At 61.9% G+C, this 24,395-nt stretch carries 22 protein-coding genes; 6 read left to right on the forward strand and 16 right to left on the reverse strand.

Going from position 1 to position 24,395, the window contains the following annotated elements; translation table 11 throughout:
- Window positions 1–2: 2 nt before the first annotated feature.
- The 9 genes from MUN79_RS23060 to MUN79_RS23100 all read right to left on the reverse strand — a co-directional run bounded on the left by MUN79_RS23060 (window position 3) and on the right by MUN79_RS23100 (window position 13,925).
- On the reverse strand, window positions 3–2,162 hold the full coding sequence (locus MUN79_RS23060; RefSeq protein ID WP_244674874.1) for a prolyl oligopeptidase family serine peptidase: 2,160 nt from the start codon (window positions 2,160–2,162) through the stop codon (window positions 3–5).
- 508 nt (window positions 2,163–2,670) lie between these two features.
- Window positions 2,671–3,210, reverse strand: a complete 540-nt coding sequence (locus MUN79_RS23065; RefSeq protein WP_244674875.1) for a DUF6252 domain-containing protein — start codon at window positions 3,208–3,210, stop codon at window positions 2,671–2,673.
- A 66-nt stretch (window positions 3,211–3,276) separates the two neighbouring features.
- Window positions 3,277–3,819 carry a hypothetical protein gene (locus MUN79_RS23070; protein WP_244674876.1) on the reverse strand — a complete coding sequence of 181 codons (543 nt, stop codon included), beginning with the start codon at window positions 3,817–3,819 and terminating at the stop codon, window positions 3,277–3,279.
- Window positions 3,820–3,890: 71 nt separating this feature from the next.
- Window positions 3,891–4,436: a tail fiber domain-containing protein gene (locus MUN79_RS23075; RefSeq protein WP_244674877.1), complete on the reverse strand. Its 546-nt coding sequence runs from the start codon at window positions 4,434–4,436 to the stop codon at window positions 3,891–3,893.
- Entirely contained in the window at window positions 4,421–7,165 is a 2,745-nt protein-coding gene (locus MUN79_RS23080; RefSeq protein WP_244674878.1) for a beta strand repeat-containing protein, read from the reverse strand. Before MUN79_RS23080 ends, MUN79_RS23075 begins: the two co-directional genes overlap by 16 nt.
- A gap of 65 nt (window positions 7,166–7,230) precedes the next feature.
- Window positions 7,231–7,857: a GNAT family N-acetyltransferase gene (locus tag MUN79_RS23085; RefSeq protein ID WP_244674879.1), complete on the reverse strand. Its 627-nt coding sequence runs from the start codon at window positions 7,855–7,857 to the stop codon at window positions 7,231–7,233.
- A 75-nt stretch (window positions 7,858–7,932) separates the two neighbouring features.
- Window positions 7,933–9,387, reverse strand: a complete 1,455-nt coding sequence (locus MUN79_RS23090) for a T9SS type A sorting domain-containing protein (protein WP_244674880.1) — start codon at window positions 9,385–9,387, stop codon at window positions 7,933–7,935.
- A 483-nt stretch (window positions 9,388–9,870) separates the two neighbouring features.
- Window positions 9,871–13,188, reverse strand: a complete 3,318-nt coding sequence (locus MUN79_RS23095) for a hybrid sensor histidine kinase/response regulator transcription factor (protein ID WP_244674881.1) — start codon at window positions 13,186–13,188, stop codon at window positions 9,871–9,873.
- On the reverse strand, window positions 13,086–13,925 hold the full coding sequence (locus MUN79_RS23100; protein ID WP_244674882.1) for a ligand-binding sensor domain-containing protein: 840 nt from the start codon (window positions 13,923–13,925) through the stop codon (window positions 13,086–13,088). Before MUN79_RS23100 ends, MUN79_RS23095 begins: the two co-directional genes overlap by 103 nt.
- Window positions 13,926–14,480: 555 nt before the next feature.
- Between MUN79_RS23100 and MUN79_RS23105 the strand changes: the two genes are divergently transcribed.
- Both MUN79_RS23105 and MUN79_RS23110 read left to right on the forward strand, forming a co-directional pair.
- Window positions 14,481–14,819, forward strand: a complete 339-nt coding sequence (locus MUN79_RS23105; RefSeq protein ID WP_244674883.1) for a TfoX/Sxy family protein — start codon at window positions 14,481–14,483, stop codon at window positions 14,817–14,819.
- A 68-nt stretch (window positions 14,820–14,887) separates the two neighbouring features.
- The gene (locus tag MUN79_RS23110; RefSeq protein ID WP_262922926.1) at window positions 14,888–15,388 is read left to right on the forward strand and encodes an ankyrin repeat domain-containing protein; all 501 of its coding nucleotides are present in this window, start codon (window positions 14,888–14,890) and stop codon (window positions 15,386–15,388) included.
- A gap of 72 nt (window positions 15,389–15,460) precedes the next feature.
- Here the strand turns inward: MUN79_RS23110 and MUN79_RS23115 are convergent, their stop codons facing one another.
- From MUN79_RS23115 to MUN79_RS23140, 6 genes are all read right to left on the reverse strand, one after another.
- Window positions 15,461–15,763, reverse strand: coding sequence for a hypothetical protein (locus MUN79_RS23115; protein WP_244674885.1), 303 nt, complete (start codon window positions 15,761–15,763; stop codon window positions 15,461–15,463).
- A gap of 368 nt (window positions 15,764–16,131) precedes the next feature.
- Window positions 16,132–16,542, reverse strand: a complete 411-nt coding sequence (locus MUN79_RS23120) for a carboxypeptidase-like regulatory domain-containing protein (protein ID WP_244674886.1) — start codon at window positions 16,540–16,542, stop codon at window positions 16,132–16,134.
- A gap of 275 nt (window positions 16,543–16,817) precedes the next feature.
- A complete protein-coding gene (locus MUN79_RS23125) occupies window positions 16,818–17,603 on the reverse strand; it encodes an FtsX-like permease family protein (protein WP_244674887.1) in 786 nt (261 codons plus the stop codon).
- A gap of 5 nt (window positions 17,604–17,608) precedes the next feature.
- Window positions 17,609–19,174, reverse strand: coding sequence for an ABC transporter permease (locus MUN79_RS23130; RefSeq protein WP_244674888.1), 1,566 nt, complete (start codon window positions 19,172–19,174; stop codon window positions 17,609–17,611).
- An 18-nt stretch (window positions 19,175–19,192) separates the two neighbouring features.
- Entirely contained in the window at window positions 19,193–19,876 is a 684-nt protein-coding gene (locus MUN79_RS23135) for an ABC transporter ATP-binding protein (protein WP_244674889.1), read from the reverse strand.
- A gap of 39 nt (window positions 19,877–19,915) precedes the next feature.
- The gene (locus MUN79_RS23140) at window positions 19,916–21,175 is read right to left on the reverse strand and encodes an efflux RND transporter periplasmic adaptor subunit (RefSeq protein ID WP_244674890.1); all 1,260 of its coding nucleotides are present in this window, start codon (window positions 21,173–21,175) and stop codon (window positions 19,916–19,918) included.
- Window positions 21,176–21,478: 303 nt separating this feature from the next.
- Here MUN79_RS23140 and MUN79_RS31400 point away from each other — a divergent pair, with 303 nt between their 5' ends.
- The 4 genes from MUN79_RS31400 to MUN79_RS23150 are packed head-to-tail and all read left to right on the forward strand — an operon-like array spanning window position 21,479 to window position 24,204.
- A complete protein-coding gene (locus tag MUN79_RS31400) occupies window positions 21,479–21,901 on the forward strand; it encodes a response regulator (protein ID WP_311136572.1) in 423 nt (140 codons plus the stop codon).
- A gap of 44 nt (window positions 21,902–21,945) precedes the next feature.
- A complete protein-coding gene (locus MUN79_RS31405; protein ID WP_311136573.1) occupies window positions 21,946–22,740 on the forward strand; it encodes a sigma 54-interacting transcriptional regulator in 795 nt (264 codons plus the stop codon).
- Window positions 22,728–22,859 (forward strand): helix-turn-helix domain-containing protein, encoded by a 132-nt coding sequence (locus tag MUN79_RS31410; RefSeq protein ID WP_311136574.1) that lies wholly within the window; start codon window positions 22,728–22,730, stop codon window positions 22,857–22,859. The genes MUN79_RS31405 and MUN79_RS31410 overlap by 13 nt, the downstream gene beginning before the upstream one ends.
- Entirely contained in the window at window positions 22,849–24,204 is a 1,356-nt protein-coding gene (locus MUN79_RS23150) for a sensor histidine kinase (RefSeq protein ID WP_244674891.1), read from the forward strand. The genes MUN79_RS31410 and MUN79_RS23150 overlap by 11 nt, the downstream gene beginning before the upstream one ends.
- Here the strand turns inward: MUN79_RS23150 and MUN79_RS32075 are convergent.
- Entirely contained in the window at window positions 24,194–24,391 is a 198-nt protein-coding gene (locus MUN79_RS32075) for a recombinase family protein (protein ID WP_375378193.1), read from the reverse strand. The genes MUN79_RS23150 and MUN79_RS32075 overlap by 11 nt on opposite strands.
- Window positions 24,392–24,395 lie beyond the last annotated feature (4 nt).

Consider the following 24,395-nt stretch of genomic DNA (forward strand, 5'->3'; position numbering starts at 1 on the left):
GCCTATTTCACTGCTACCGGGCTGGGCTGAAAATTGGGGTGGCCGGCCTGCCAGAGGGCGAAGGCATACATGTTGGCGAAGTTGCGAAAAGCTACTTTTTTGTCTTCGGTGAAGTGGCCATTGTCAAAATTGACTTGCATAAGCACGGGCTTGCCGGAGGTGCTGGCGGCTTGCAGGGCGGCGGCAAACTTGCCCGGCTGCCAGGCAATCACGCGCGGGTCGTTCATACCGCCCACCGATATCACGGCCGGATAGTTGGTGCCGGGCTGCACGTGCAGGAAGGCGTCCATCTCGTATAGGGCACGGCATTCTACTGAGTCTTTCACCGTGCCGAACTCCTTGGCGTTGTTAGGGCCGTTGGGGGTGTTTTCGAAGCGCAGCATGTTAGACAGGCCCACGTTGCTAATGGCGGCGGCGAAAAGGTCGGGGCGCTCGGTGATGGCGCGGCCAATGAGAATGCCGCCCGCGCTGGTGCCTTCGCCGATAAGATGCTGGGGCGAGGTGTAGCCGTTCTTTACCAGGTATTCGCCGCAGGCAATGAAGTCGCGCCAGGTGTTGGGCTTAGTGGTTTTCATGCCGGCTTTGTGCCAGGCCTGCCCTTTTTCGGAACCGCCGCGCACGTGGGTTTCGGCCACAATAACGCCCTGGTTGAGCAGGGCCAGCGTGCGGGAGCTGAAATACGGATCCGCCGATATGCCGTAGGCGCCGTAGCCGGTCATGAAGCACACGGCCCGGCCGTCACGTTTCACCTTCTTGTTGTAAATGATGCTGAGCGGCACGGGCGTGCCGTCGAGGCCGGGCACTTCCACTTCTTCCACCACCAAATCGGCAAGGCCGGGGTAGGTAACGGGCGTATCGAAGGGGCTTACTTTGGCTTCTTTCGTTACCGGGTTGTAGGTGTAGATGGTGGGCGGCTGCTTCCACGACGTGAGGTAGAGCAGGCAGTCGTTGCTGGTAGGTTCGAGCACCTGCATTTCGGCCGAGCCGGTGAGCGGCAGCGGCACGTCTTCCCAGCGGTTGGTGCGCAGCGAAAATTGCTTGGCGGTGGTATTAAGGCCGTCGTTGAGGGTGGCCAGCAGGTAGTCCTTGGCGGCGCTAATGGTTTCGATTTTGCGCTTTTCCATGGGCAAGGCCACAGTAGCTGTCTTTAGGTTGGGCTGGCGGGCGTCCGTCACCAGGATGCGGCCTTTCAGCGCGCGCTTGGTGCTCAGCAGATAGAGCCGGTCGTGGAGCACGACGGAACCGAGCACGCTGTCGGCTGGGGCGGCCAGCCGCTTCCAGTTGATGGTGGGCTGGAGCAACTCAGTGGCCGGGGCAATGAAGGCGTTCATGCGCCGGTCGACCCCGCCCAGGTTGCCCATGATGTACTTGAAGTCTTCGCTGTAGGTCACGTAAATCAAGTCTTCGGGCTTGATGGGCAGCTGCTTGTACTTGGCCCGCGAAAACAGCTCCCGGTCCTGTGCCACGGGCGTGCCTACCGTGTGATAGAGTGAGCGAGTGTTGAGCAGCATGTTCATCGACTTGGTGTCGCCGCTCTGCTGGGTGGTGTAGATGAAGCCCTTGCCGTCCGGCGTCCAGCCGCTCACGCCAAACCACGAGGGGTAGATGCTCTCCGGGTAAAGCTTTTTGGTGTCGACGTTGAGCACGCGAATGGTGGAGATTTCAGCCCCGCCTTCAGCCACGCCCAGGGCCAGCCGGCGGCCGTCTTCGCTGGGCAGAAAGTAGGACACGGCGTAGCTTTTGCCCTTTGCGTAGGTGCTGGGGTCGAAAAGTAGCACCTCGGGCCCGGTGGTGCCGGTGCGGTAATACAGCTTGCCGACGTTTTCGCTGGGTAGAGTTTTCTTGTAGAAGTAGCGCCCACCGCGCCGCAAGATGCCCGTGATGCGGGCCGCTTTCAGGGCATCGTAGCGCACCAACGTGTTTATCAGGCTGTCGCGGCCGGGAATACCGGCCATTACCTGGGCCGTGTAGTCGCCCTGCGCCTTAAACCAAGCCTGGGTTTCGGGACTCTTGAGGTCTTCCAGCCAGCGGTAGTTGTCGGTTACCTGCTGCCCGAAGTAAGTGTCGGTGACGGGGCGTTTGGGCGTGGCGGGCAGGGACGGTTGTGCTTGCGCAGCTAAAGAAGCGGCAGCAGCCACCAAGGCAAGTACAGAGGTTTTCATAACAAGCAGAATGGGTGAAAAGGTGGGAAAAAGGGCTGCTCAGGGCTGTGTCCACGGCGGCGTAGGCGTACAGCGGGTGGCTTTTGTAGGCCGTGAGCATGGGCGAGGGAAAGGCCTGCTCGAACCAGGCGGGTACCGGCACGCCGCCGGCCGCCGGGGCAACCACCGCAAACTTGCCGAGGTACTTCGCCGCCAGGTGGAACGACCCGTAGCCGCCCATCGACAGGCCCGTGACGTAGAGCCGCATGGGGCCGGCCCGAAACTAGGCTACGGTTTGGGCCAGGGCTTTCATGGCCTGCTCGGCGCCCTCGGCAAACCAGAACGGGTAGGTGCGGACACCCACCGTCACGGTATGCTTTAGGAAGCCTGTTTCGAGCCGGGTGTTTTGCGCCCAGCCCGGGGCGCCAGTATCAGCAGCAGAACGATAAGCAACAAGGAGAGCCCCATAGCGAGGTTGTGATTCAGTAGGTGAGTTGTTAATTATAGAGCACTTATCTTGGCCCTGCCCCTACCGAAACCGGGTGAAGCTGAAGCTGCCCGTAGTCACGTTTTGGGTGCCGGCGGCGCTGGTGTTGGGGGTAGCTCCGGCTGTGAAGCTGAACGTACCGCTGAGCTTCTGGCCCGCTCGGTCGTACTGGCTCACGGTGATGCTGCCGTTGCTGGCGTTGGGGCCGTAGAGCGTGAGGTAGGTGGCGCCCGTGTTGCCGCTCATGAGGGTAAGGCCGCCCACGGGCAGGTTGTCGAGCATGGAGCCCCGGCGCAGGTCGTACACGCCCGCGCCCCGGGCATTGATGCCTTGCAGCGCCAGCGACACGACGTTGTTGTTATCGCTGGAGCCACCGGTTACAATGATTTTATCGCCGGAATCGACGATGGCCGACGAGCCAACGGTACTGGTGTGGGTGGTACCGTTGTGGGTCCAAGTCACGGTGCCGTCGCCGGTGGCGACGTCCGGGTCGTCGTTGTTGCTGTCGCAGGCGCTGAGGTGTAGCAGGGCCGCGCCGGACAGCAAGAGCAAGGGTCGGGGAAAAAAACGAAGGAAATTCATGGTTTAGAAAGAAAGTGAGGGTGGAAAAAGCGGGCAGGTGCCCATGTAGGCCGCAACGCAGCTGGCTTACTTGGGCACCAGGTTGGTCCGCAGTTGTAGGCTGGTAATCTGGTTGGCGTTGACTGGGGGCGTGCCCGCCGGAAAAGTGAAGTTGCCCGCCGACAGAATGATGAGCGAAATCAGCCCGTTGGGTACGCCCGCCACGGGCTGCCCGGCCAGTGCCGCCTGCACCTGGGCCTGGGTGTAGGCGGCACCCAGGGAAAAGCCGGTGGCTGTAAGTGCGAAAATCTGCTGGGTCTGGGTTTGCCCGCCCAGCGTCACCGTCAGTTGGGTGTCGTTGCCGGCCAGCGCCCAGGTGCCGGTCGTGACGATACCGCCGGGCTTGGTTACCGCCACTTTGCCGTCGGTGCCGAACTGGTAGGTATCAGCCGAGGTGGCCGAGATGGTCTGAATGCCTTCCACGCCGTTCACGACCAGCGAGGAGCTGCTTTCCCGCCACGTCACGGCCGAAAGCTGCCCGGCTTTGGAGGGTGCCTGGTCGTTGTCGTCTTTGTCGCAGCCAGCGACCAGCAACAAACTGAATAAGAGCAGAAAATGAAGTGGTTTCATAGGAATATGGAGAAATAGTGGAGAAGAAAGAAAATCGAGCGGCCGGTTAGGCCGCCGGTCTACAACCTGCTTTAGCGGCTGGCCTTGGCCACGGGCATGGCCAGCTGAGCGGTGCGTTCCAGCGTGGCGAGGCGGGCATCGAGCGTGGTTTGGCCGGCCTGCACGGCTTGCAGCTGCTGGCGCAACTGGGCGTTTTCGGCCCGAAGCTGGTCGTTCTGGTGGGCCAGCTCCTGCACGCCGGCCAGGGCCACGCCGGCCGGGTCGATGGTGCTGATGCTGGTCTCGTTCAGGCCAAGGTGGAACAGGCGGTAAAAGTCCTGGGCTATCGGGCCGAGGTGAGTTTCGCCTGCAGTGCCCTTGTAGGTCCAGCGGCTGAGCGGGAGCTGACGGATGAGGCCCAGCACCTGGCTGCTTTCCACGGGCTGGATGTTTTCTTTAAGATTGATGTCGGACGTGTTGGTCCAGACGCCGCCCGCGGTGAGGTAGGCGCCGTTGCCGTTGGTAGCACCCACCCCCACCCGCAGGGCAATGCCCGCGCCGCCGTTGTTGCTGCGCCCAAAGTTCCAGCTCGTTACGGCGGTGCTGCCAAACGTCATGGCATTCACGTCGCCCACCACGGCATTGGCCCCACGGCCGTGGCGTTGGAGTAGAAGCCGTCGCCGAGCCGGGCGTTGGCCCCCAGGCAGGTGTTATTGAGGCCCGTCACGGCGTCTCCGGTAAAGGCAAGGCCGGCGTTGTAGCCCAGGGCCGTGTTGTCGGAGCCGATAGTGGTACTGTTGCCAGCCAGCCGGCCCATAAAGGTGTTGTGGTTGCCGGTGGTGTTGTCCAGGCCGGCCAGGTTGCCCACGAAGGTGTTGTCGGAGCCCACGGTATTGGCAGAGCCGGTGCTGAAGCCATCGAAGTGGTTGGCAATACCGGTGGTGTTGGCCCGGCCGGCCTGGTAGCCCACAAAGTGGTTGTTGGAACCCGTGTTGGCGAAACCCGCCTGGTAGCCGATGGCTACGAGGTAGTCCTTGGTGTTGGCCCGGCCGGCCTGGTAGCCCACCAACGTCACGCGGCCGGCAACGGGGGCGGGAAAGTAGCCAGGGCCTTTGCCGGCCTGGTAGCCCACTTTCACGTTGGCGCTGCCGGGGGATTCGCGGCCGGCCTCCTGGCCCAAGTACACATTGCCGGTCTCGTCATCGGCCTGCCCACCGGCGTCGTAGCCCACGTAGGTGTTGTTGCTGCCGGTGCCGTTGGCACTGCCCGCGCTGTTGCCCAGAAAGGTGTTTCTCTGGCCGTTGGAATTGGTCACGCCGGCTGTCACGCCTACAAACACGTTGTCGCGGCCGGTGGTGCTTTGGCGGCCCGCCTGGGCGCCCACCATCACATTGCTGCTGCCGGTGGTTACGCCCAGCCCGGCCCGCTCGCCCACGAGGGTGTTGTCGTAGGCCGCCGTCATGCCGCCACCGGCCTCGGAGCCCACCAGGGTGTTGCGGCTACCCACCGTGTTGGCGTCGCCCACGTGGTAGCCCAGGTAGGTGTTGTTATCGCCGGTGGTGTTAGCCAGGCCGGCCTGGTTGCCTTCAAACGTGTTATTATTGCCGGTGGTGGTGCTGATGCCCGCCTGAAAACCCACCATGTGGTTGTCGTCGACGGTGCTGTTGAAGCCCGCCTGCACGCCGATGAAGAGGTTGTTGTCGCCGGTCACGTTGCTCACGCCCGCCGAGTTGCCGCTGAAGTAGTTGAAGCTGCCGGTGGTGTTAGCCAGGCCCGCGGCGCTGCCCTCAAACTGGTTGAAGCTGCCGGTGGTGTTGGCGTAGCCGGCCCGGGACCCGCTGAAATAGTTGCCGCTGCCATTGGTGTTAAAGTAGCCGGCGCGGTAGCCCACGAAATGGTTGCGCGCCCCGATGCCGCTTACCGTGGTGCGCCGGCCAGCCCCCGCCCCGATGAAGACGTTGCCGCTGGCAAACTCGCTGGCATAGCCGGCCGAGTCGCCCAGGGCCACGTTGAAGCTGCCCACCGTGTTGGAGTTGCCGGCGCGGTAGCCCTGGTAGGTGTTCAGCCCGCCGGTGGTGTTGCGCAGGCCCGCGGCACTCCCCGCAAACGTGTTGTTGCTCCCGGTGGTGTTGGAGGCCCCACTGCTTTGCCCGCTGAACGTGTTGTCGTTGCCGCTGGTGTTGGAGTAGCCGGCGTTGTAGCCCACGAACAGGTTGTAGTACCCCGTCGTGTTGCGCAGGCCGCTTTCAAACCCTTGGAACACGTTGGCGTAACCCGTGGTGTTGGCGGCCCCACTGTTGCTGCCGCCAAACACGTTTTCGGCGCCGGTCGTGTTGCTGACCCCGGACGAGCTCCCCGCGAATACGTTGCCGTAGCCCGTGGTATTGGCCTGCCCCGCACGGGAGCCGACGAACACGTTGGCAAACCCGCTGGTGTTGCGGTAGCCGGCCCGGTAGCCCAGAAAGGTGCTGCGCCCACCGGTGGTGGTGGTGCGCCCCGCCTGAAACCCCATAAAGGTGTTGTTACTGGCCGTGGTGGCACTGGTGCCGGCCTCGTAGCCCTCATAGGTGTTGTACTTGCCCGTGGTGTTTTTGGCGCCCGCCGAGTAGCCCACAAAGTGCAGGCTGTCGGTGGCCGTAGCGTCGTGCCCGGCGCTGAAGCCGATGAACAAGTTATTGTTGCCCGTGCGGTTCAACAGCCCGCTGGCAAAGCCGCTGAACTGGTTGTTGCTGCCCGTACTGGTGTACAGCCCACTCTGAAACCCCTCGAACTGGTTGAGGCTACCCGTGGTGGTGCCGGCCCCGGCCTGGAAGCCCACGTACTGGTCCAGCAGGGCTCCGTTGGCCCCGATGCGCTTGCCGGCCTGGTAGCCAATGAGCACGTTTTTGGCCGCGTTGGGGTCGCCCAGCCACAGGGCCCCGTCCACGTGCAGCCGGGCCTGCTCCTGGCCGGCAATACCGAAGCGCAGGGGCTTGTTATCCGTGGTGCCCAGGTACTGCTGGGTTGAGTCGGTGGCGGCGTTGCCAGTCAAGCCCCAGCCACTGCCCGCCGGCGCCGTGCCGGTGTTGAGCTTGATCCAGTTGGGCACGGCCGAGGTGCCGGCGTTGTAGTAGAAGCCCTGCCCTCCGGCAATGGTCGAGTTCGTGTTGAACACCAGCAGAAACGGGGCCGGCGCAGCCACCGTGACGGCATCGGCCAGGCCCGTCAGGCTCACCCGTGGAAAGAGCACGCCCTTGTCGGTAGCTCTGATTTCGAGTGCGGCCGAGGCGGCGGGCGTGGTGGTTCCCACCCCTACCTGGGCCGCAGCCCGATGACCGGCCAAGTAAGCGAATGTAGCGAGCGTAAGAAGGCGTAGGTGGAATTTCATGCAGTCAGGATAAAAAGATGAATTGTCTTGGTCTATGAGTAGCTAAATCATTTGCTCTGCAAGCGTTAGGCACGTCCTTCCCGAACTAGGCCCCAGTTGGTGGGGGCTTGCGGCCCCCGGCCGGCGGGACACTGGCCCGCCAGTCGAAAGCCCTGCTGCTGGAAAAAGCCCAGCTCGGCCGGGCGCTGCACGTCGAGGTAGCAGGGCGCGTGGGTGGCCTGCATGGCCGACAGCGACGCCTGCAGCAGGCGCCGGCCCCGCCCCTGCCCGCGGGCTCCCGGCTGCACCGCCAGCGCCAGCAGGTAATGCGAGTGCGCTTCCGCGCTGTGCCGCCGCAGCCACGCCGTGGCCACCAGAAAGTGCCGCAGTCGCTGAAAGCCCGTCCAGTCGAGGCGCCACAGGGCCGCCGGCAGCAGGCCCGTGCGCAAGAGCTGGTAGAGGGTGGCCGCCGGGTGGTTGGGGCCCACCCACACGGCCAGAGCGTTAGCATCGGCATTGGCATACACCCGCCCGTAGCGCAGACCAAAGCGGAGCAGCTGCTTTAGCAACCATACTTTCTGGCTGCGGGCGTCGGCCGCCGTGCAGCAGTGGTTCAGCACCGGGTGGTCGGCAGCGCAGGTTTCGAGCAACGCCGTGGCCCACACCAAATCGGCGGGCTCAAGGCGGCGAGCAGGCAAGGCGAGCGTAGGCATGAGCAAGGGAAAAATGAATGGCATTAAGCCGCGGATGATTAAGCAGGCAACTGGTCCCGGCTAAGCTTCTGGGTTTTATTCGCGCATTAGCTTGACCACCTGACTCGTGCCGGTGGTGGTCACGCGCAGCAGGTACACGCCGCTGGGCAGGGTTGCCGTTTCGGCGGCAAACAGGCCGTCGCTCACGCGGGCGTGGGTGCGATACTCGCCGAGAAGCCGGCCCGTGGCATCGGTAAGCAGCACCGTGAGCGGCCCATCAGTAGGCTGCTCTACCCGGATGTGCGGCCCCGGTCCGGCCGAGGGGTTGGGCCAAGCACTCACCAGCAATGCCTTAGCACCTTCCACCGCCACCGTGCGCACCACCGAGTGGTGGGCCTTTTGGTCCTGGTCCAGTTGCCTCAGTCGATAATAGAGCGTGGGCACCCCGTATTGGGAGACATTGGCGTCTACGAACTGGTAGTTGCGCGCCGTCGAGCTGTTGCCCTGCCCGGCTATCCGGCCGGCGCGCTCAAATACCCGCCCGTCGCGGCTGCGCTCCACATCGAAGTAGGCGTTGTTTTTCTCTGACGCGGTGGTCCAGTCCAGCTGTGCGTGAAGGCCCTGGCGACGAGCCGTAAACGCGGTGAGTTCTACCGGCAGGGGCGCGTTAGGGTCCGAGAATGTGAAGCGGCCAGCCACGGGCTCTGTTCCGGTCCCGGCGGGCGCGTATTGGCGGGGGTTCGTGGCCGACACGTTGGCGGTAGGGCCGGCAGAGCGCGTCCAAGTTGCGTAAGGTGCCGTGCTGCGCCAGGGTGTGGCGGCAGCCATGTTGCGGCCATTGTCTAGCGCTGCCAGCCAGGCAAAGCTCAGGACCCGGGCCGGACTGCCGGCGGCCGTGGTGCCCAACTCCCAGTACACAGCCAACGAGGTATTGCCCGCTGCCGTGATGATGGCCGTGGGGCCCGTCACCCGCGTGATGGTCAGGGCACCCACGCTGGCCCCGGCCGGCATGCTCACCCCCAGGAAAGGCTCAAAGGCCGCCTCATTCACGGTCCGGGCAGCCATGACCACCGGGCCGACTAGGCGGGCGGTGGTCGTTTCAACGGGGTCGGGGGCGGTGGGCAGCAGTACCAGGGGCGTACCGTCGGCAATGGCCACCAGCCCACTGGTAAGCGTGAGGGTGCCAGCTACGGTCGTGTTGGCGCCAATGGCAACCCCGGCGGCGTTGTTGACGGTCAGATTTCGAAGGGCAATGGTAGCTGAGCCCGCCAGGTTCTGCGGGGCAGTGCCCACAGTCCGCAGCAATGCGGCGGGTGCGGTGGGCGCCGTCACGGTGCCGTTGTTGATGAGGTCGGCACCCAGGTCCAGCTGGCCTTCGTTCGTGAGGGTGGCACCTGCCCCTACGGTTACGGAAGCGGGCACGGCCACCACCCCACCCGGACCTATGTATAAGGTAACTGGCCCTGTGACCGAAACCTGGGCCCACACCGCGCCAATAGGCAGATTGCTGACTAGGGTCGTGAGCGTCACTAGAAAGTAGAATTTTTTCATGGCGTCGGGCTAGGGCTGAAGGCTGGCTGCCTGGTAGTTCCAAAGCAAGCCCCTGCCCTGCCGAATGCCTTCTGAAAGTGTTGCCGATGCTTTCGCGCACGTTGCAGTGCCTTCGCATTCGTTGCAAATCCTTTCGATTTTGTGACAACGCCCCGAAATCAGCCTAATAATTCCATGAAAAAGCCGGTAAGCAGCATTGCTCACCGGCTGGGATTTAGGCACCTCTAACTGGATATAAACTATACGGGTATCTTAAATAGCATGTCCCATAGGAGTGCTTTTTCACCGGCTCGAACTCTGTAATCTGCAAGGAGTTAGTCGCCAGTGAACTCGTCCTAGATGCTCGAACCGGGTATTGTTGCCCGTGCTCATACCGCTTTGGTGAACGATTGGATTAACGCCTCACGCAAGATGCTTCGGCTACGCGTACGCCAGATGAGCATGGATATTCTCTCTATCCGGCTACCCCTCTATGCCTACGCCCTAGCCTCCGCTCTCGTTCTTGGGCTCCACCTGGCGCGCTACGCTGCTCGGCGGGTAGCCAAACTGCCGCGAGAAAGCCGTGGAGAAAGCCGCGGGGCTGCTAAAGCCCACCTGATACGACACCTCCGCGACGGTGCCCACCTGCGCCCGCAGCAGCGCCAGCGCCCGGTGCAGCCGCGTGCCTCGGATGACCTCGCCCGGTGACTGCCCCGTAAGGGCCTTGAGCTTGCGGTGCACCTGCGTGCGACTCATACCAATGTGGGTGCCGAGCTGGTCCACACCAAATTCCTCATCGGCCAGGTGCGCCAGGATGGACTCGTTCACCCGCCGCAGAAACTCCTGGTCCAGCGAAGGCAAGCTAGCGACGGCCGCCGCATGCGCCACCTGTGGGTCGGGTAGGACTAGGCGAGGCTGCATTGCGGCTGTGGTTTCCTCCGAGATTTCCTCGTTCAGCACAGGCGCAGCTACCAGGCGGGCTTGTAGCCGCTGGCGCAGGGCTAGCAGGTTGCGCACCTGCGCCTGGAGTTCACGCGGATTGAAGGGCTTGGCCAAAAAGGCGTCGGCACCGGTTTCCAGGCCCTCGAGCTTGGCTTCAGCATCCGACTTAGCCGTGAGCAGCACCACCGGCACGTGGCTGGTGGCAGGGTTAGATTTGAGTTGGGCGCAAACTTCGTAGCCGTTCAGGCCGGGCATCATTACGTCGCTTACCACCAAGTCTGGCACCTCGGCTAGGGCCACGTCTACCCCGGCGCGCCCGCCAGGCGCCAGCAGCAGGCGGTAGCCCGCTGGCGCCAGCGTGGCCCGGATGAACTCGCGCACCTCGTCGTTATCTTCCACGATGAGCACCACCGCGGCCGTGGCACCTTCCAACTCCGCCAGGCCGGGCACGCCGGTCTCCGGGGGCTGGCTACTGGCGGCTACACCCGGTTGGGTCACGGACGCCTTCGCAGCCTCCGCCACGGGCTGCAGCACCCGCGGCAGCCGCACCACAAACGCGGCACCTTCTCCCGGGCAGCTGCTAACGGCCACCGTGCCGCCGTGCAGCTCAGTCAGCTCGCGCACCAGAGCCAGGCCAATACCGGTACCGATGCGCAACTGGTCATCGGAGGCGCTGCTGGCTTGGTAAAACCGGTTAAACAGATGAGGCAGGTCGGTGGCGGCAATGCCCGGGCCGGTATCAATTACAGCCAATTCCACGCCGCCGCGGGGCGCCGCCACTTCGGGTGGTGTTTCGGCCACGCGCACCGTCACCTTGCCCCCGGCGGGGGTAAAGCGCAGCGCGTTGCTTATCAGATTGGACATCATTTCTTCCAGCTTGCCCGCGTCGAACACCAGCGGCACCGGGCCGGCGGGCGTTTCGCATACCAGCTCAATGCCCCGGCTTTCGGCCAGGGAGGCAAAGGAGGCCACCAGTCGGCACACGTCCCCGGCTACGTCGCCGGAGGTGGGCAGCAGGCGCAAAGCTCCGGCTTCGAGCTTGCTTAGGTCGAGGAGCTGGTTGATGAGGGCGAGCAGCTTGCGGGCGTTGCGCAGCACGAGCCCTCCCTGGCGGCGCACGGCCGCGTCGGTAGGTTCGGTGGCCAGGGTTTCGGCCGGGCCCAGAATGAGGGTGAGCGGGGTGCGCAGCTCGTGGCTCACGTTGGTAAAAAAGTCGGTTTTCACCCGGTCCATTTCCTGCAGGTGCTCCAGAGCCTGACGCTCCAGCTGGCGGTCGGCGCGTTGCCTCTCCCGGTCCTGGGTATAGGCCCGAACGCCGTAAATAATTAACGCGAAACTACTCGCATACAGCAGGTACGCCCACCACGCCTGCCACCAAGGCGCCCGAATAGAGAAGGCGTAGGTGGCAGGGCGGCGGTTCCATACTCCGTCGTTGTTGGCCGCCCGCACTTGAAAGGAATAGTCGCCGGGCGGCAGGTTAGTGTAAGTGGCCGACGTTGTCTTCAGCGGCCCCACCCAGGCAGACTCAAACCCTGCCAGCCGGTACTGGTAGCGCACCTGGCTGGGGTTGGTCAGGCTTACGCCGATGTAATCGAATGTGAGGTGGTTGAGTTCGTGCGGCAGCGCCAGATCGGGCACCAAAGTCGTGTCTTTGAGAAAGATGCGCAAGCCCGCCACGAGCGTGCGCGGTGCGGCGCGGTTGGGCCGGGCCAGGGCGGGGTTGTAATGCATCAGCCCGTTGATGGTGCCCACCCACAGCTGTCCGCCCTCGTCCGGCAGCACCGCATTCTGGTTGGTTTCCTGGCCTGAAAACCCCTCCGCGAGACCAAAGCTCCGGGCTTTGCTCGTTCGGATGTCGAAACAGTCGAGCCCCAGGTTGGTGCCCAGCCACACGTGGCCGCGGCCGTCGCACTGCACAAAAAACGGGTTGTTGGACTGCAGACCGGTTTCAAGGCCGAACGACTGCAGCCGGTGCCCGTCGTAGCGCAGCAGCCCGCTTCCGATGCTGCCCAGCCACAGGTTGCCCCGCTCGTCCTCACTGATGGAACCGATGCTGAGGCGGTCGGGCTGGCCCGGTACGGCTTGGAACCTATCGGTGGCGGGGTCCAGGCGCACAAGGCCGCGGTCGTCGGTGCCCACCCACAGCACACCGTCGCGGGCACGCAATATTTTCCACAAATTGTTGGTGCCTAATCCGCCGCGTCGCGCATCAAAGGTTTGGAAAGCTTGGGTAGCGGGGTCGAATACCGTAAGGCCCGCCTGCCGGGTAAGCAGCCAGATGCGCCCGCGGCCGTCTTCGGCAATGCTGGCCACCGACTGCCCTCCCAGCGCCGGACGCTGGTTGAAAACCGTCCACTGCCCCGTGGCGGGGCGGTAGCGCAGAGCCCCGGCGCTCGTCAGCCCCACCCAAATATCTCCCCGGCTGTCGCGAAACAAGCAGCGCACGAACGGCTGCGGACCGCGGCTGGGCAGCCGCACCGGCCGGGCCTGCTGGCCGGCCGGCGCGCCGGGCCGCAGTTCCGTCAGGCCATTGGGCGTTCCGACCCAATAGGCGGCAGGCCCGATTTTGAGGATGCTGTGTACCTCGTTATTTGGCAGGCCCTGGGCGGTGGTGAACTGGGCAAACCGCTCGTCGGGCAGGTGCTGGGCTATGCCGTTGTCGTGCACGGTCCAAAGGCTGCCCTCACGGTCTTCCAGCAGGTCCGAGGCGACTTCACTGTCGAAGCTGCCGCCCCCGGCTACACATTCAAACCGCTGTACCGAGGCCGGGGCGCGGCTCAGGCCCGTGGTGGTGGCGGCCCACACCCGGCCGGCACGGTCTTGCAGAACTCGCCGCACGTTGGCGGTGCACAGGCCCGCTTCGGGGCCGAAGCGGCGCACGCGCCACGGTGCCCCCCGCTCAAGCGTAGGAGTCCATTAGTCGTCGCTACCCAAAACAAAGTGTCGCTCACCCGGAAAAAGCTATTGACGCTGCCCACCTGCAGGACTGGTGGGAGGGCGCGGCGCGGCGCGTCCAGCAGGTGGCCGGTGGCGGCGTCCAGGACGGACAGGCCGGCGTCGGTGGCAACCCAGAGCTGCCCGGCAGGTCCGGGCGCCACAAAACGTACGTTGTCGGAAGGCAAGCCCTGGGTCCGGCCCAGACGCGTGAGGGTGGTGTCGCGGGGGCCACAGCGCAGGCGCAGCAGGCCTTGGCCCTCGGTGGCTACCCATACTACGCCGCCGGGCCCCAGCCAGATGCGGCGGGCGTGCAGCGTAGGTGCCATACCCGGCAGGTGGCAGCGCCCCACTTTGCCCTGACGGACCCAGGCCACGCCGCCATATTCGTGGCCCAGCCAAATTGTGCCATCGGGCGCAGCGGCCACGGCCCGCACATGGTTGTCGGCCAGGCCCTGGCGGCCGTCGTAGACCCGGAACTGCTGGCCATCGAACACGCACAAGCCGCCCTGGGTGCCAGCCCATAGCCGACCTGTGCCGTCCTGGCAGATGGCATATATCACGCTTTGAGGCAACCCGTTAGCAATGGTGTACTCGCGCAGAGCCAACGTCTGGGTCATGCCGGGCAGCGCGCCAAGCAATCCAAACCAGAGGCCGAGTGTTTTCAATAGCCTGCGCACCATATGCACCCAAAGTAGACCGGAAACAAGGCTTTGTTACATGAACTGCACTAAGCTCAATGCATTCTAAAGCTAAGCAACATTCATCAATTGCCATATTTAAATTCAAGACAACTCAGTGTTTGCTAACAGTCATAGTCCGTTATTGTGGCCGTAAAGGTGCGCAGGACCAACCGAGCAGGTGCTGCCTGTGCCCCAACAACTTAGGAGCGCCTAATAACAATCGGCAACCAAAAGCTTTGGCCTGATTTGTTCTCGATTACACCGCTTGCAAGCAGTCGGAAATTATCGCGAAGGAAAACAGCCAATGAAGGTGCGGAAAAGGGTGTCGGCCTCCGCCAAAAGGTGGGGCGGGAGTGCACTTCATCCAACCCCCTATGTGCTGGTTCAGACAAACGGTCCGAAAAGCGACCTAAGGAGTTCGGTTTATACAAGGCTCCTATCGCCTCTATACGACAAGGCGTGCTTCCGTAACAACGGTTTTTTCCGACCTTTGCAGCAGGGAAACGAAGACCGAACCAAATGATCCGCTTGCTTGCTTAACTAGTCCCGTGTACGATGGCCTCTACCCAGCAATTTGTCGAATTTGTTGTCGAACAACTCAACGCCTCCGGGCAGGTGAGCACGAAGAAAATGTTCGGGGAGTACGGTCTGTATTGGGGCGACAAGCTCTTTGCCCTGGTCTGTGACAATCGTTTATACATTAAGCCAACCGCTGCCGGACGCGCATTCTGGCCAGCAGTAGTCGAGGCGGCGCCTTACCCGGGCGCAAAACCAAGCTTTCTGATCGAAGAGCAGTTAGACGATCGGCAGTGGTTGGCGACCTTCGTTCGCCTCACGGTAGAGGAATTGCCCGAACCTAAGCCAAAGTCCCCCAAACGGCGTACCAGCCCCTAAGCAGGAGCTTGATTGACGAGAGGGGCCGACCACGCGGTAGCAAGCAAAACCAGGGTAAGTTCACTGTCATGAGCAACCCTCGTACTTCCGCTTCGCATCGTTTATCCCCAGATGTAATTAGCGCCGTTCATCGGCAAGACTACCCAACTCTGGAGCAGCTGGTGACAGACTCTACCATCAACCTAACTGACAGCAATGGCCGGAGCTTGCTTTCGTTGGTGGTAAACTATGGGGATGCGGCCATGCTGCAGTGGCTACTCCCTAAAGGCCCTGCTTTGGACCAGCAAGATTGCAACGGCTTGACGGCATTGCATTTCGCGGCCCAAGCCTACGCCGTGGAAATGGCGTCGTTGCTGCTCATAGCAGGCGCTACAGTTGACGTAACGGATGCCTATGGCAATAGCCCGTTGTGGCGGGCCACCTTTGAATCGCGGGGGCAGGGCGGGATGCTCAAGCTTCTTCTCGCGCACGGAGCTAATCCCGACCAAGCCAACGACAGCGGCGTGGCCCCGCGGCAATTAGCTGAAACCATTGCCAATTTCGACGTCAAGCAGTTCTTCGCGGCGTAGTCTACACCTGCACTGGCGTACAGGAAAACGGTCCGATTAGTCAAAAGGAGGATTTACTTAGCAGAAGACGCTTCAGGACGTCGCACCGCTGAGAAACCCGTAAATCCAGACCATCAGGGTTGTCACCAATGAAAGCAAGCCTAGTATGCCGAACCCTTTGGCCCATTCCTCTCTCTTTAAGCATAAGGTGATGGTCCAGCAGAGGAGGTTAATGAACACGAGTAACGGGAGTGTTAGCATAAGGCCCACAACATCGGTGGCAAAAAAGGCAATGCCCTTGCCTTGGTTAAAGCCCAACCACGCCCACAGGATCAACAACGCGTTTGCCAGCAGCGGAAATAGAAAGCGGCTGGACAAGAAGAGAAGCTGAGTCATAGTGAGCATAGTAAAACGGCAGAATATCAGTCCAGAAAAACGGTCGTTTATAGAAGTCGTTAGGGCCTATTGTAGAATCCGATAAGTGCGAGTCGTATCGGGCCTTCTATAATTGACTATTGTACAGCAGACTTGGTGGCACTATGAAGGAGCACTTAGCTCGCGCCTCAAAAACCAGGTAGCCCATAGTTAGTGAGCCTATGAGCCATAGAAGACTGATAGCAAAGCAAAAAACTCCCTAAGTCCAGCCGTTCCAGCGCAATTGCCTTAATCCGGCGGTAGGCTTACTGCTTATTCACCGATATTTCCTGGGTGCGATACCTCACTTAGTACTGGGCAGTGCACAGGGAGAATAAGCAAACAAGGTATTAATTGGTAACGGCGGACGGAAACAACGATTGGGAGTATACTTGGAAGGCATTCAGCTCTATTACCTGCACAGTGGCTATTGAATTGTTATTTCGGTTGAGACGCAATGCTTCCACGTGATGGAAGCCGTTGGTAGACAAATGCAGCGTGTAGTCGCCGGCTGGTAAGAAAGCTAAGTTATAATCACCAACGAAATGCGTTTCTCGCTTCCGCTCGGTATACACTACGCGCCTCTTGTCATTGAGCAGCTCTACATGCACCACTCCTGGGTTGTTACTTTCGTAACGCACTCGCACTAGCGCCGAGTTAGGCTGGGCCTTGATCATAGTCCGGAGCCCGGTAGCCTGGTAGCGAGGCTGACCATCTAGGGTCTGGGCTGAGACAGCTTGGGCACTACTCGGCAGGAGCACAAGTAAAGCCAGGGAAGGTACCCAGCGAAAAAAGCAACCAACAATAGCTTTCATGGCAGCAACTGATATAGGGTGAGAGAATAAGTAGGAAGTTGCTTTAGCACTCACTGCTAAGCGCATTTGTAATGGGATGGCATAATTGAAAAGGAAAACGCTGACGTGAGTGCTTCGCTCAGTCTGCTTAAGCTCCCTACCTATACCTGCGCCTGCATGCAACGGCAGCGGGGACGGTTGCCCCTCTTTTAGTAATTCAGAGCGGCCAACCTACACGCCTATCACTCGGTCCGCAGGCTCAGCATGGGGTTGCGGCGGGCAGCCCGCCAGGCCTGCACACTCACTGTGAGCCAGGCAATGAGTAGGGCCCCCAGTCCGGCTGCCGCAAAGTACCACCACTGCCACGCCACGCGGTAAGCAAAGCCTTCTAACCACCGCTGCAGGAGCAGGTAGCTCAGGGGCAGCGCTAGTACGATGGCCACGACGACCAGCCAAGTTAGGCTACTGGTCAACAGCCAGACAATGCCCACTTCGCTCGCGCCCAAGGCCTTGCGGATGCCGATTTCCTTGCGCCGCCGCTCGGCGGTGAAGGTGGCCAGCCCCAGCAGACCCAGGGCGGAAATGAGAATGGCCAGCCCGGCAAAGTAGCGGGCGAGCACCGCCACCCGCCGCTCGGCTACGTACTGGGCCTGGTAGTCGGTATCCAGAAACGAGTAGTCGAGCGTAAAGCCGGGGTTGTAGGCAGCGTACAGTTGCTGAAGCTGCGCAATCGTGGCCTGCTCCGCATTTGGCTGGAGCTTCACTAGTACCGTGTTAATCTGGGGGTCGAGCTTGAGGACAAGGGGTTTGATTTTTTCGTGCAGTGACTCGTAGTGGAAGTCGCGGACCACGCCCACGATGCGGGCCCCGTCGAGCTGTTGGCCCACGGGGTCCGGCATCCCCAGGCCGGCCACCAGGGCCTGGTTGACGAGGATGGCGGCGCTGTCGGCGCGAAACTGCGACGCAAAGCTGCGGCCGGCTACCAAGTGCATGCCCATCGTTTCCACCAGGTCGTAGTTGACCAGCATCGTCGCTACTGGTAGGCGCTTCCCCGCCAGCTCACCTCCGAGACGTAGCGCCCACCAAAGAAGCCGCCCAAGACGCTGGACGCCTGCACGACGCCGGGCAACTTTCTCACCTCAGCCAGAAAGGCCGCTTGCTGGCGCGCCGCCTTGCCGCCCGTATCAAAGCGGAGCACGTGGGCTTTGTCGTAGCCCAGCGGCTGGCGCTGTATAAACGCCAGCTGCGCGTTGACGACCACCACGGCCACGATGAACAGCACCGAGAGCGTGAATTGCAGCACGACCAAGCCCTGCCGCGTCCACACGTCGCCGGCCCTGGTCGGCAGCTTGCCTTTCAGCACAACCGCCGGCTGGAAACCCGACAGGTAGAACGCGGGGTAGCTGCCCGCCAGCAGCCCCGTGCCCAGCGCCAGGGCCAGACTGGCCCCCACCAGCTGCGGCTCCCACCGCAAGGCCAGCGGCTTGCCCGTCAGCTCGCTGAACTGCGGAAGCACGAGCTGTACCAGCCCCACGGCCACGATCAGGGCCAGCAAGGCCATCACCACGGATTCGGTCAGGTACTGCCTCACCAGCGCGGCGCGGCTTGCCCCCAGGGCCTTGCGAATACCCACTTCCTTTACCCGCCGCGAGGCCTTGGCAGTGAACAGATTCATGAAATTGATGCTGGCAATCACCAGAATGAGCCCGGCAATCAGGGCGAACAGCCGCACGTAAGTAATGCGCCCCCCGGTGGCGATGCCGTTTTCGTAGGTGCTGTGCAGGTACCCCGCCGAGAACGGCCGCACGAACAGCGTGCGCCCCCGGGCCTGGGCTTGGGCGCTTTTGGTTTTCAGCAAACCCGCCAGCTTGGCTTGAAACTGCGCCGGGTCGGCTCCCTCCTTCAAGGCTAAGTAGGTGTTGAAGGGGCCGTCGTCATCCCACTTGATGGTCTCGCCCATCTGCATCAGGTCCTTAAACGAGGCGAACGGCAGTACGCAGTCAAACTGCTCGGACGAGTTACGGGGCACCCCGGCAAACACCCCAGCCACCAGGCAGGTCTGTTTTATGTCGGCCATTTGCCATTCCACGGCTTTGCCCAAGCTGTTTTGTGGCGACCCAAAGAGCTTAGTTGCCAAGGCCTCGGAGAGCACAATCCCGTTTTTATCCCGCAGTACCGTGGCGGGGGTGCCCACCAGCAGGGGGTAGGAAAACAGCTGGAAGAAGGCCGGGTCCGCGTACTTGGGGACAGCATTCAGGTGCTGGCCGCCCGCCGCCAGCGTGAACCCGGGGAAGAATGGTACCGGCGTGGTGGTGGCCACGAATTCAATCTCCGGCATTTCCCGCCGCAGGGCTTCGGCCAGCAGCGGCACGGTCCCGGTTTGGGTCTCGATGCCGGCGGCCGTGCGGCGGTTTTCCATCACCTGATACAGCCGGCCATCCAGAGCGTGGTAGCGGTCGAAGCTGCGCTCGTCGCTAATCCACAGGTAGATGAGCAGCCCGCAGGCTAGGCCGGTCGAGAGGCCAATCAGGTTGATAAAGAACGTGCTTTTGAACCGCTTGAAGTTGCGGTAGATGAGCAGCAAAGGGTAGGGAAGCATGGCCGAAGGAGGAATCGGTTAGAATTGGTAGCGACTGTTTTCGAGCACCACCTGTCCGTCGAGCAGGCGGATGACGCGCCGGGCGTACCGGGCGTCGTGCTCGGAGTGCGTGACCATAAGCACGGTGGTACCTGCCTCATTCAATTCGGTCAACAGGCCCAGCACGTCGTGGCCACTGGCCGAGTCGAGGTTGCCGGTGGGCTCATCGGCCAGCAGCAGCGGCGGGGCGTTCACCACGGCGCGGGCCACGGCCACGCGCTGCTGCTGCCCGCCCGAGAGTTGCAGCGGAAAGTGGTTGCGCCGGTGCAGCAGCTGCATTTTATCCAGTACCTGCTGCACCCGCTGCCGCCGCTCGGCAGCCCCTACGCCGAGGTAGCGCAGGGGTAGCTCCACGTTCTCGAACACTGTCAGCTCCTCAATCAGGTTAAAGCTCTGAAACACGAAGCCCAGGCTGCGCTTGCGCAGCTCGGCCCGCTGGCGCTCGGAGTAGCGGCTGGTTTCGGTGCCTAGCAGTTGCAGGCTGCCGCCGTCGGGCTCGTCGAGTAGCCCCAGTAGGTTGAGCAGCGTCGATTTGCCGCAGCCCGAGGGGCCCATGATGGCTACAAACTCCCCTTGCTCCACCGTCAACGAGACGTGGTTCAGCGCCTTAGTTTGTACCTGCTCGGTGCGGTACAACTTTTCCAGGTTTTCGGTCTTAATCATGAGTAGCAGTCATTTATGGTCAGGTAGTCATTAAAAATTCTATGGCTGGTGGTTGTCCAGCACTAGTTCCTGTTGGTCAGCATAGCTTTCGTAGCTGGAGGTCACGACTTGGTCGCCAGGCCGCAGGCCCGCCAGCACCTCGTAGTAGTTGGGGTTCTGCCGCCCCAGCCGGATGGCCACGCGTTGGGCCCGGGTGCCATCAGCCCCCAGCTTGAACGCCCAATTGCCCACGGTTTGCTGGTAAAAGCCGCCTTTGGGCAGCAGCACCGCCGGGGCCTTCGCGCTCAGCGCTAGCCGGATGGGTAGGGTCTGTCCTCGCCGCAAACCCGGTGGGGGCACGTCGGTAAAGGCCAGGTCGATTTGCAGCCCTTTGGCCACTTGGGCGAAGATTTTGGTCACGCGCAAGGTATACGTCTGCCCATCCACCACCACTTCGCCCACCTGACCGGCCGCAATGCGGGCAATGTAGAACTCATCAACCGCGGCGTGCAGTTTCACGCCAGCCAGCGCATCAATCTGCCCCAGGCGCTGACCCCGGGTTTTGGCCTCGCCCACTTCCGCAGCCAGTGAGCTGAGCCGCCCGCCCACCGGGGCCCGCAGCAGCAGGTCGGCCATCTTGCGCTGCATCAGGGCCAGGTTGCTGGTTATGCGCTGCACTGATTCCTGCATGGCTTCTATCTGCTGCTGCATGGCCACCGAATCCTGGTGCAGGGTCTGCTGCGTCAGCTGCCGCCGGCGCAGCTGGTAGCGGTAGACGTTCTGGCTCTGCAAGTAGTCCTGCCGCGCAATCACCTTCTGGTCGTAGAGCACCTGGTTGGTGTCGAACACCCGCCGGGCCTCGGCCAGCTGGAAGTCGATGTCGGCCAACTGATTTTGGCGCAGAATACGGTTTTGCAGCAGCTGGGTGCGGGTGTTGCGCAGGTTGTTCATCAGGTCGTACACGGCCGTTTCGCGGTTCACCATTTCCAGCTGCAGGTCGGGGTTCGCTAGCCGCAGCAACGGCTGGCCTGCCGTCAGGGTCGCGCCCTCTTCCACTAGTACTTGCTGCACCGTGCCAGCCTCCGCCGCGTCCAAGTACACGGTGTGCAGGGGCTGCACCACCCCGTCGATGGCTGTAAATTCCTGAAAATTACCCCGTGTAACGGGGCTAATGGTCAACCGGCTGGCCGCTACGTGCAGCCGCTGGCCCGGCCTAGGCCAGTAGATGCTGGCCACACCCGTGCCCACCAGCACCAGAAGCCCTAGCCACCACCAACGGGCAACAAACCACCATTTTTTTTTCGGTATCAGAACATCCATTCGATTTGGCGCAAGCAATAGCAGCAAAAACTATTGACCAGAGGTGCCAAAAACGGTGCCCTTGTTGTAAGTAGGTGCAAGTCAGCAATATGAGATAAAGACCTGATAGCTAGTTGTTACCAAGTGTCCGGTTTTGTTACAGTTGACCGTACGGTTCTGTTACGGCTTGCATCTACTGATGGACTGGGATCAGCTTGGCTGACTGAAAACCAGTATTTTCAGAGGTCTGCACGGTTTATGTGGCCTGGGTTGGTACGGGTGCCAGATAACCCCGACTTTTACGTTTTACTCATCCTTTTTTTCATGATTTCTAAGCACGCCCGCATCCTAGTGGTAGACGACGAGAGTGACGTACTGTTCGCCCTCAAGCTGCTGCTTAAAAACGAGGTGCGGGAAGTCGTGACGGAGAAAAACCCGGAACTGCTGCTCTCCCTGCTCCGGCAACAGCACTTCGACGCCGTTCTACTCGACATGAACTACCGCAGCGGCCAGACGACAGGCAACGAGGGCTTTTACTGGCTGGGCCGCATCCTGGAGCACGACCCCACCACAGCCGTTATCCTGATTACGGCCTATGGCGACGTGCGCACGGCGGTGCGTGCTCTTAAAGCTGGCGCCACCGATTTCCTGCTTAAGCCTTGGCACAACGAACAGCTGCTGCAAACGCTGGCCGCTGCCCTGCGACCTAAGACCGGCAGCAAAAGAGGGGGCACCCGAAGAAAGTAGTCGGGCCGGCCGCTGTTACCGCGCTACTTGGAGAGTCAGCCGCCATGCAGGAAGTGCGCGCTATTATTGAAAAGGTCGCCCCAACGGAAGCCAACGTGCTGCTGCTCGGCGAGAACGGCACGGGCAAAGAGCTGGTCGCCAAGTCCCTGCACGAACAGTCGCGCCGCGCTACCCGGCCCTTTGTGGCCGCCGATGTAGCCGCCCTCAGCGAAGGGTTGTTTGAGAGTGAGCTGTTTGGGCACACCAAGGGCGCGTTTACGGATGCCCAGGCCAGCCGCGTAGGCCGGTTTGAGGCGGCTACCGGAGGGACCTTATTTCTGGATGAGATTGGCAACATAGCCCTGCCGCAGCAAGCCAAGCTGCTCACGGCCCTGCAAAACCGCCAGGTGGTGCCTGTAGGGAGCAATACCCCTGTACCGGTGGATATCCGGCTGTTGTCGGCCACCAACGCCCCGCTGCATGCCCTAGTGGCCCGCGGCACCTTTCGCCAGGACCTGATGTACCGCCTCAATACGGTTGAAATCACGCTGCCGCCCCTGCGCGAACGGGACGACGACGTGCAGCTGTTAGCCCTGCACTTCGCTCAGGTGTATGCGGCCCGCAACCGGCAACCCGTGCCGGAATTCAGTGCCGCTGCCCTGCGCAAGCTCCGCCAGCACACGTGGCCTGGCAATGTGCGTGAACTGCAACACGCCGTGGAGCGGGCCGTTATCCTAGGGGCTGGCCCGTATTGCGTCCTGCCGATTTCTCGTTTCAGAACCCCGAATCGACGGCGGCTTCCGGGGCAGCAGCACCAGCGGCGCCCGGGGCTGAGAATCCACGGGCGTTGCTGGAAGTAGAAAAAAATACCATTCTGCAGGCCATTGAGCGCCACCAGGGCAACCTTACCAAAGCGGCTAAGGAACTGGGGCTCACCCGTCCTGCCCTCTACCGTCGGCTCGACAAGCATGACATTTAACAACCTAGACGCTCACCTGCTGGGACGATTAGTACTGCTGGTAGCCGCGCTGGCCGGGGGCGGGTACGCCACGCTGCACCACGCCTACGGGCTAGCCCTGGGGGCCGTAGTGCTGTTGCTAGTCCTGGTCTTGGACCTGGCGCGCTACCTGGCGCGCGGCCAGCAGGCCCTAGCCGACTTCACCTTAGCCCTCCAGTACCGGGATTTTTCGCGGCAGTATCCGTTGCAGTCCGTCCCGGCGTCGCTGCGGCCCTTGCACGAGGCCTTCAACCAAGTCAACGCTACGTTTCGGGAACTGCGGGCCGCGCAGGAAGGGCAGTTTCAATACCTGCAAACCATCCTGGCGCTGCTCGATACCGGCATTGTGTCCTACGACAAGGCGGGCACTGTGGTCTGGGTGAACGAGGCTTTTAAACAGACGCTGCACCTACCGTACCTAAACAATATCCAGGCGCTGCAATCCCGGCAGCCGGTTCTATACGAGGCCATCTGCCGGGTAACTCCTGGCCAGCCCGTGGTAGTGAAACTGACGGTAGACCTCCAGACGGTGCAACTGCTCGTGTCGGCCACCCAATTTAAGCTGCGAGGCGAAGCATTTACCCTGCTGGCCTTTAAAAACGTGAGCCAGGCCCTGGCGGATACCGAAACGGCCGCCTGGCAGCAACTGCTACGGGTCATGACGCACGAAATCATGAACTCAGTCGCCCCCATTGCTTCGCTGGCGGATTCGTTGGGCCGCCACGTGCAGCGCGCCCGACAGCAGGATGCCTTCGCCGAATTAATCGACGATGTGGGCACCGGCATTCGCATCATTCAACAGCGTAGCGAAGGGCTGCTGCGCTTCGCCCAGGTGTACCGCGATTTTAGCACCCTGGCCTCGCCGCAGCGCACGACCCTTTACGTGCAGGAATTGCTGCAGGCCACCCGGCAGCTACTAGCGGAACAGCTAGAAGCACAAGGCATTGAGGTCACCCTTAGCGTCCGGCCCGCCCACCTCACCCTACACGCCGACGGCCACCTGCTAGAGCAAGTACTCATCAATCTGGTGCTGAATGCGGCGCAGGCAGTCACCCAAACCCCTAATCCTCACATTAGCGTGGTGGCTTGGTCTGATGAACTGGAACGAGCAGTTATTGAGGTGAAAGACAACGGGAGCGGTATCCCTGCCGACGTGCTGGACAGCATCTTTATCCCTTTTTTCACCACCCGCCCCAACGGCTCCGGGATTGGACTTAGCTTGGCCAAGCAAATCATGCAGTTGCACCAGGGTAGCATTCAGGTCCATTCTGTAGCAGGGGCAGGCAGTACGTTTCAGCTATGGTTTCCCCCTTCAGTTACCTTCTAGGGTATGAAAATACTCCTACGTTCAGTACGAGGGGCAAGCGGGTCAAGAGGTGCTGCAGTGCCGGCCGCACTTTCATAGACGATACTTTTTCCTGCGCTACTTCAGCGCAGCTATGACCCTGCAAAGCATCGGCCTGAAGGGGCAACTGCAGGTCAGCGGTGCTGACGCGGGCGTAGCCAAAAATCATAGGC

It is taken from the genome of Hymenobacter cellulosilyticus (genome assembly GCF_022919215.1).
GTDB classification, from domain to species: Bacteria; Bacteroidota; Bacteroidia; order Cytophagales; family Hymenobacteraceae; genus Hymenobacter; species Hymenobacter cellulosilyticus.

Bases quoted from the DNA above. Each gene is read 5' to 3' on its own strand.
- MUN79_RS23060 (WP_244674874.1), bottom strand. From the start codon at position 2,162: ATGAAAACCTCTGTACTTGCCTTGGTGGCTGCTGCCGCTTCTTTAGCT.
- MUN79_RS23065 (WP_244674875.1), bottom strand. From the start codon at position 3,210: ATGAATTTCCTTCGTTTTTTTCCCCGACCCTTGCTCTTGCTGTCCGGC.
- MUN79_RS23070 (WP_244674876.1), bottom strand. From the start codon at position 3,819: ATGAAACCACTTCATTTTCTGCTCTTATTCAGTTTGTTGCTGGTCGCT.
- MUN79_RS23080 (WP_244674878.1), bottom strand. From the start codon at position 7,165: ATGAAATTCCACCTACGCCTTCTTACGCTCGCTACATTCGCTTACTTG.
- MUN79_RS23085 (WP_244674879.1), bottom strand. From the start codon at position 7,857: ATGCCTACGCTCGCCTTGCCTGCTCGCCGCCTTGAGCCCGCCGATTTG.
- MUN79_RS23090 (WP_244674880.1), bottom strand. From the start codon at position 9,387: ATGAAAAAATTCTACTTTCTAGTGACGCTCACGACCCTAGTCAGCAAT.
- MUN79_RS23100 (WP_244674882.1), bottom strand. From the start codon at position 13,925: ATGGTGCGCAGGCTATTGAAAACACTCGGCCTCTGGTTTGGATTGCTT.
- MUN79_RS23105 (WP_244674883.1), top strand. From the start codon at position 14,481: ATGGCCTCTACCCAGCAATTTGTCGAATTTGTTGTCGAACAACTCAAC.
- MUN79_RS23110 (WP_262922926.1), top strand. From the start codon at position 14,888: ATGAGCAACCCTCGTACTTCCGCTTCGCATCGTTTATCCCCAGATGTA.
- MUN79_RS23115 (WP_244674885.1), bottom strand. From the start codon at position 15,763: ATGACTCAGCTTCTCTTCTTGTCCAGCCGCTTTCTATTTCCGCTGCTG.
- MUN79_RS23125 (WP_244674887.1), bottom strand. From the start codon at position 17,603: ATGCTGGTCAACTACGACCTGGTGGAAACGATGGGCATGCACTTGGTA.
- MUN79_RS23130 (WP_244674888.1), bottom strand. From the start codon at position 19,174: ATGCTTCCCTACCCTTTGCTGCTCATCTACCGCAACTTCAAGCGGTTC.
- MUN79_RS23135 (WP_244674889.1), bottom strand. From the start codon at position 19,876: ATGATTAAGACCGAAAACCTGGAAAAGTTGTACCGCACCGAGCAGGTA.
- MUN79_RS23140 (WP_244674890.1), bottom strand. From the start codon at position 21,175: ATGGATGTTCTGATACCGAAAAAAAAATGGTGGTTTGTTGCCCGTTGG.
- MUN79_RS31400 (WP_311136572.1), top strand. From the start codon at position 21,479: ATGATTTCTAAGCACGCCCGCATCCTAGTGGTAGACGACGAGAGTGAC.
- MUN79_RS31405 (WP_311136573.1), top strand. From the start codon at position 21,946: ATGCAGGAAGTGCGCGCTATTATTGAAAAGGTCGCCCCAACGGAAGCC.
- MUN79_RS23150 (WP_244674891.1), top strand. From the start codon at position 22,849: ATGACATTTAACAACCTAGACGCTCACCTGCTGGGACGATTAGTACTG.
- MUN79_RS32075 (WP_375378193.1), bottom strand. From the start codon at position 24,391: ATGATTTTTGGCTACGCCCGCGTCAGCACCGCTGACCTGCAGTTGCCC.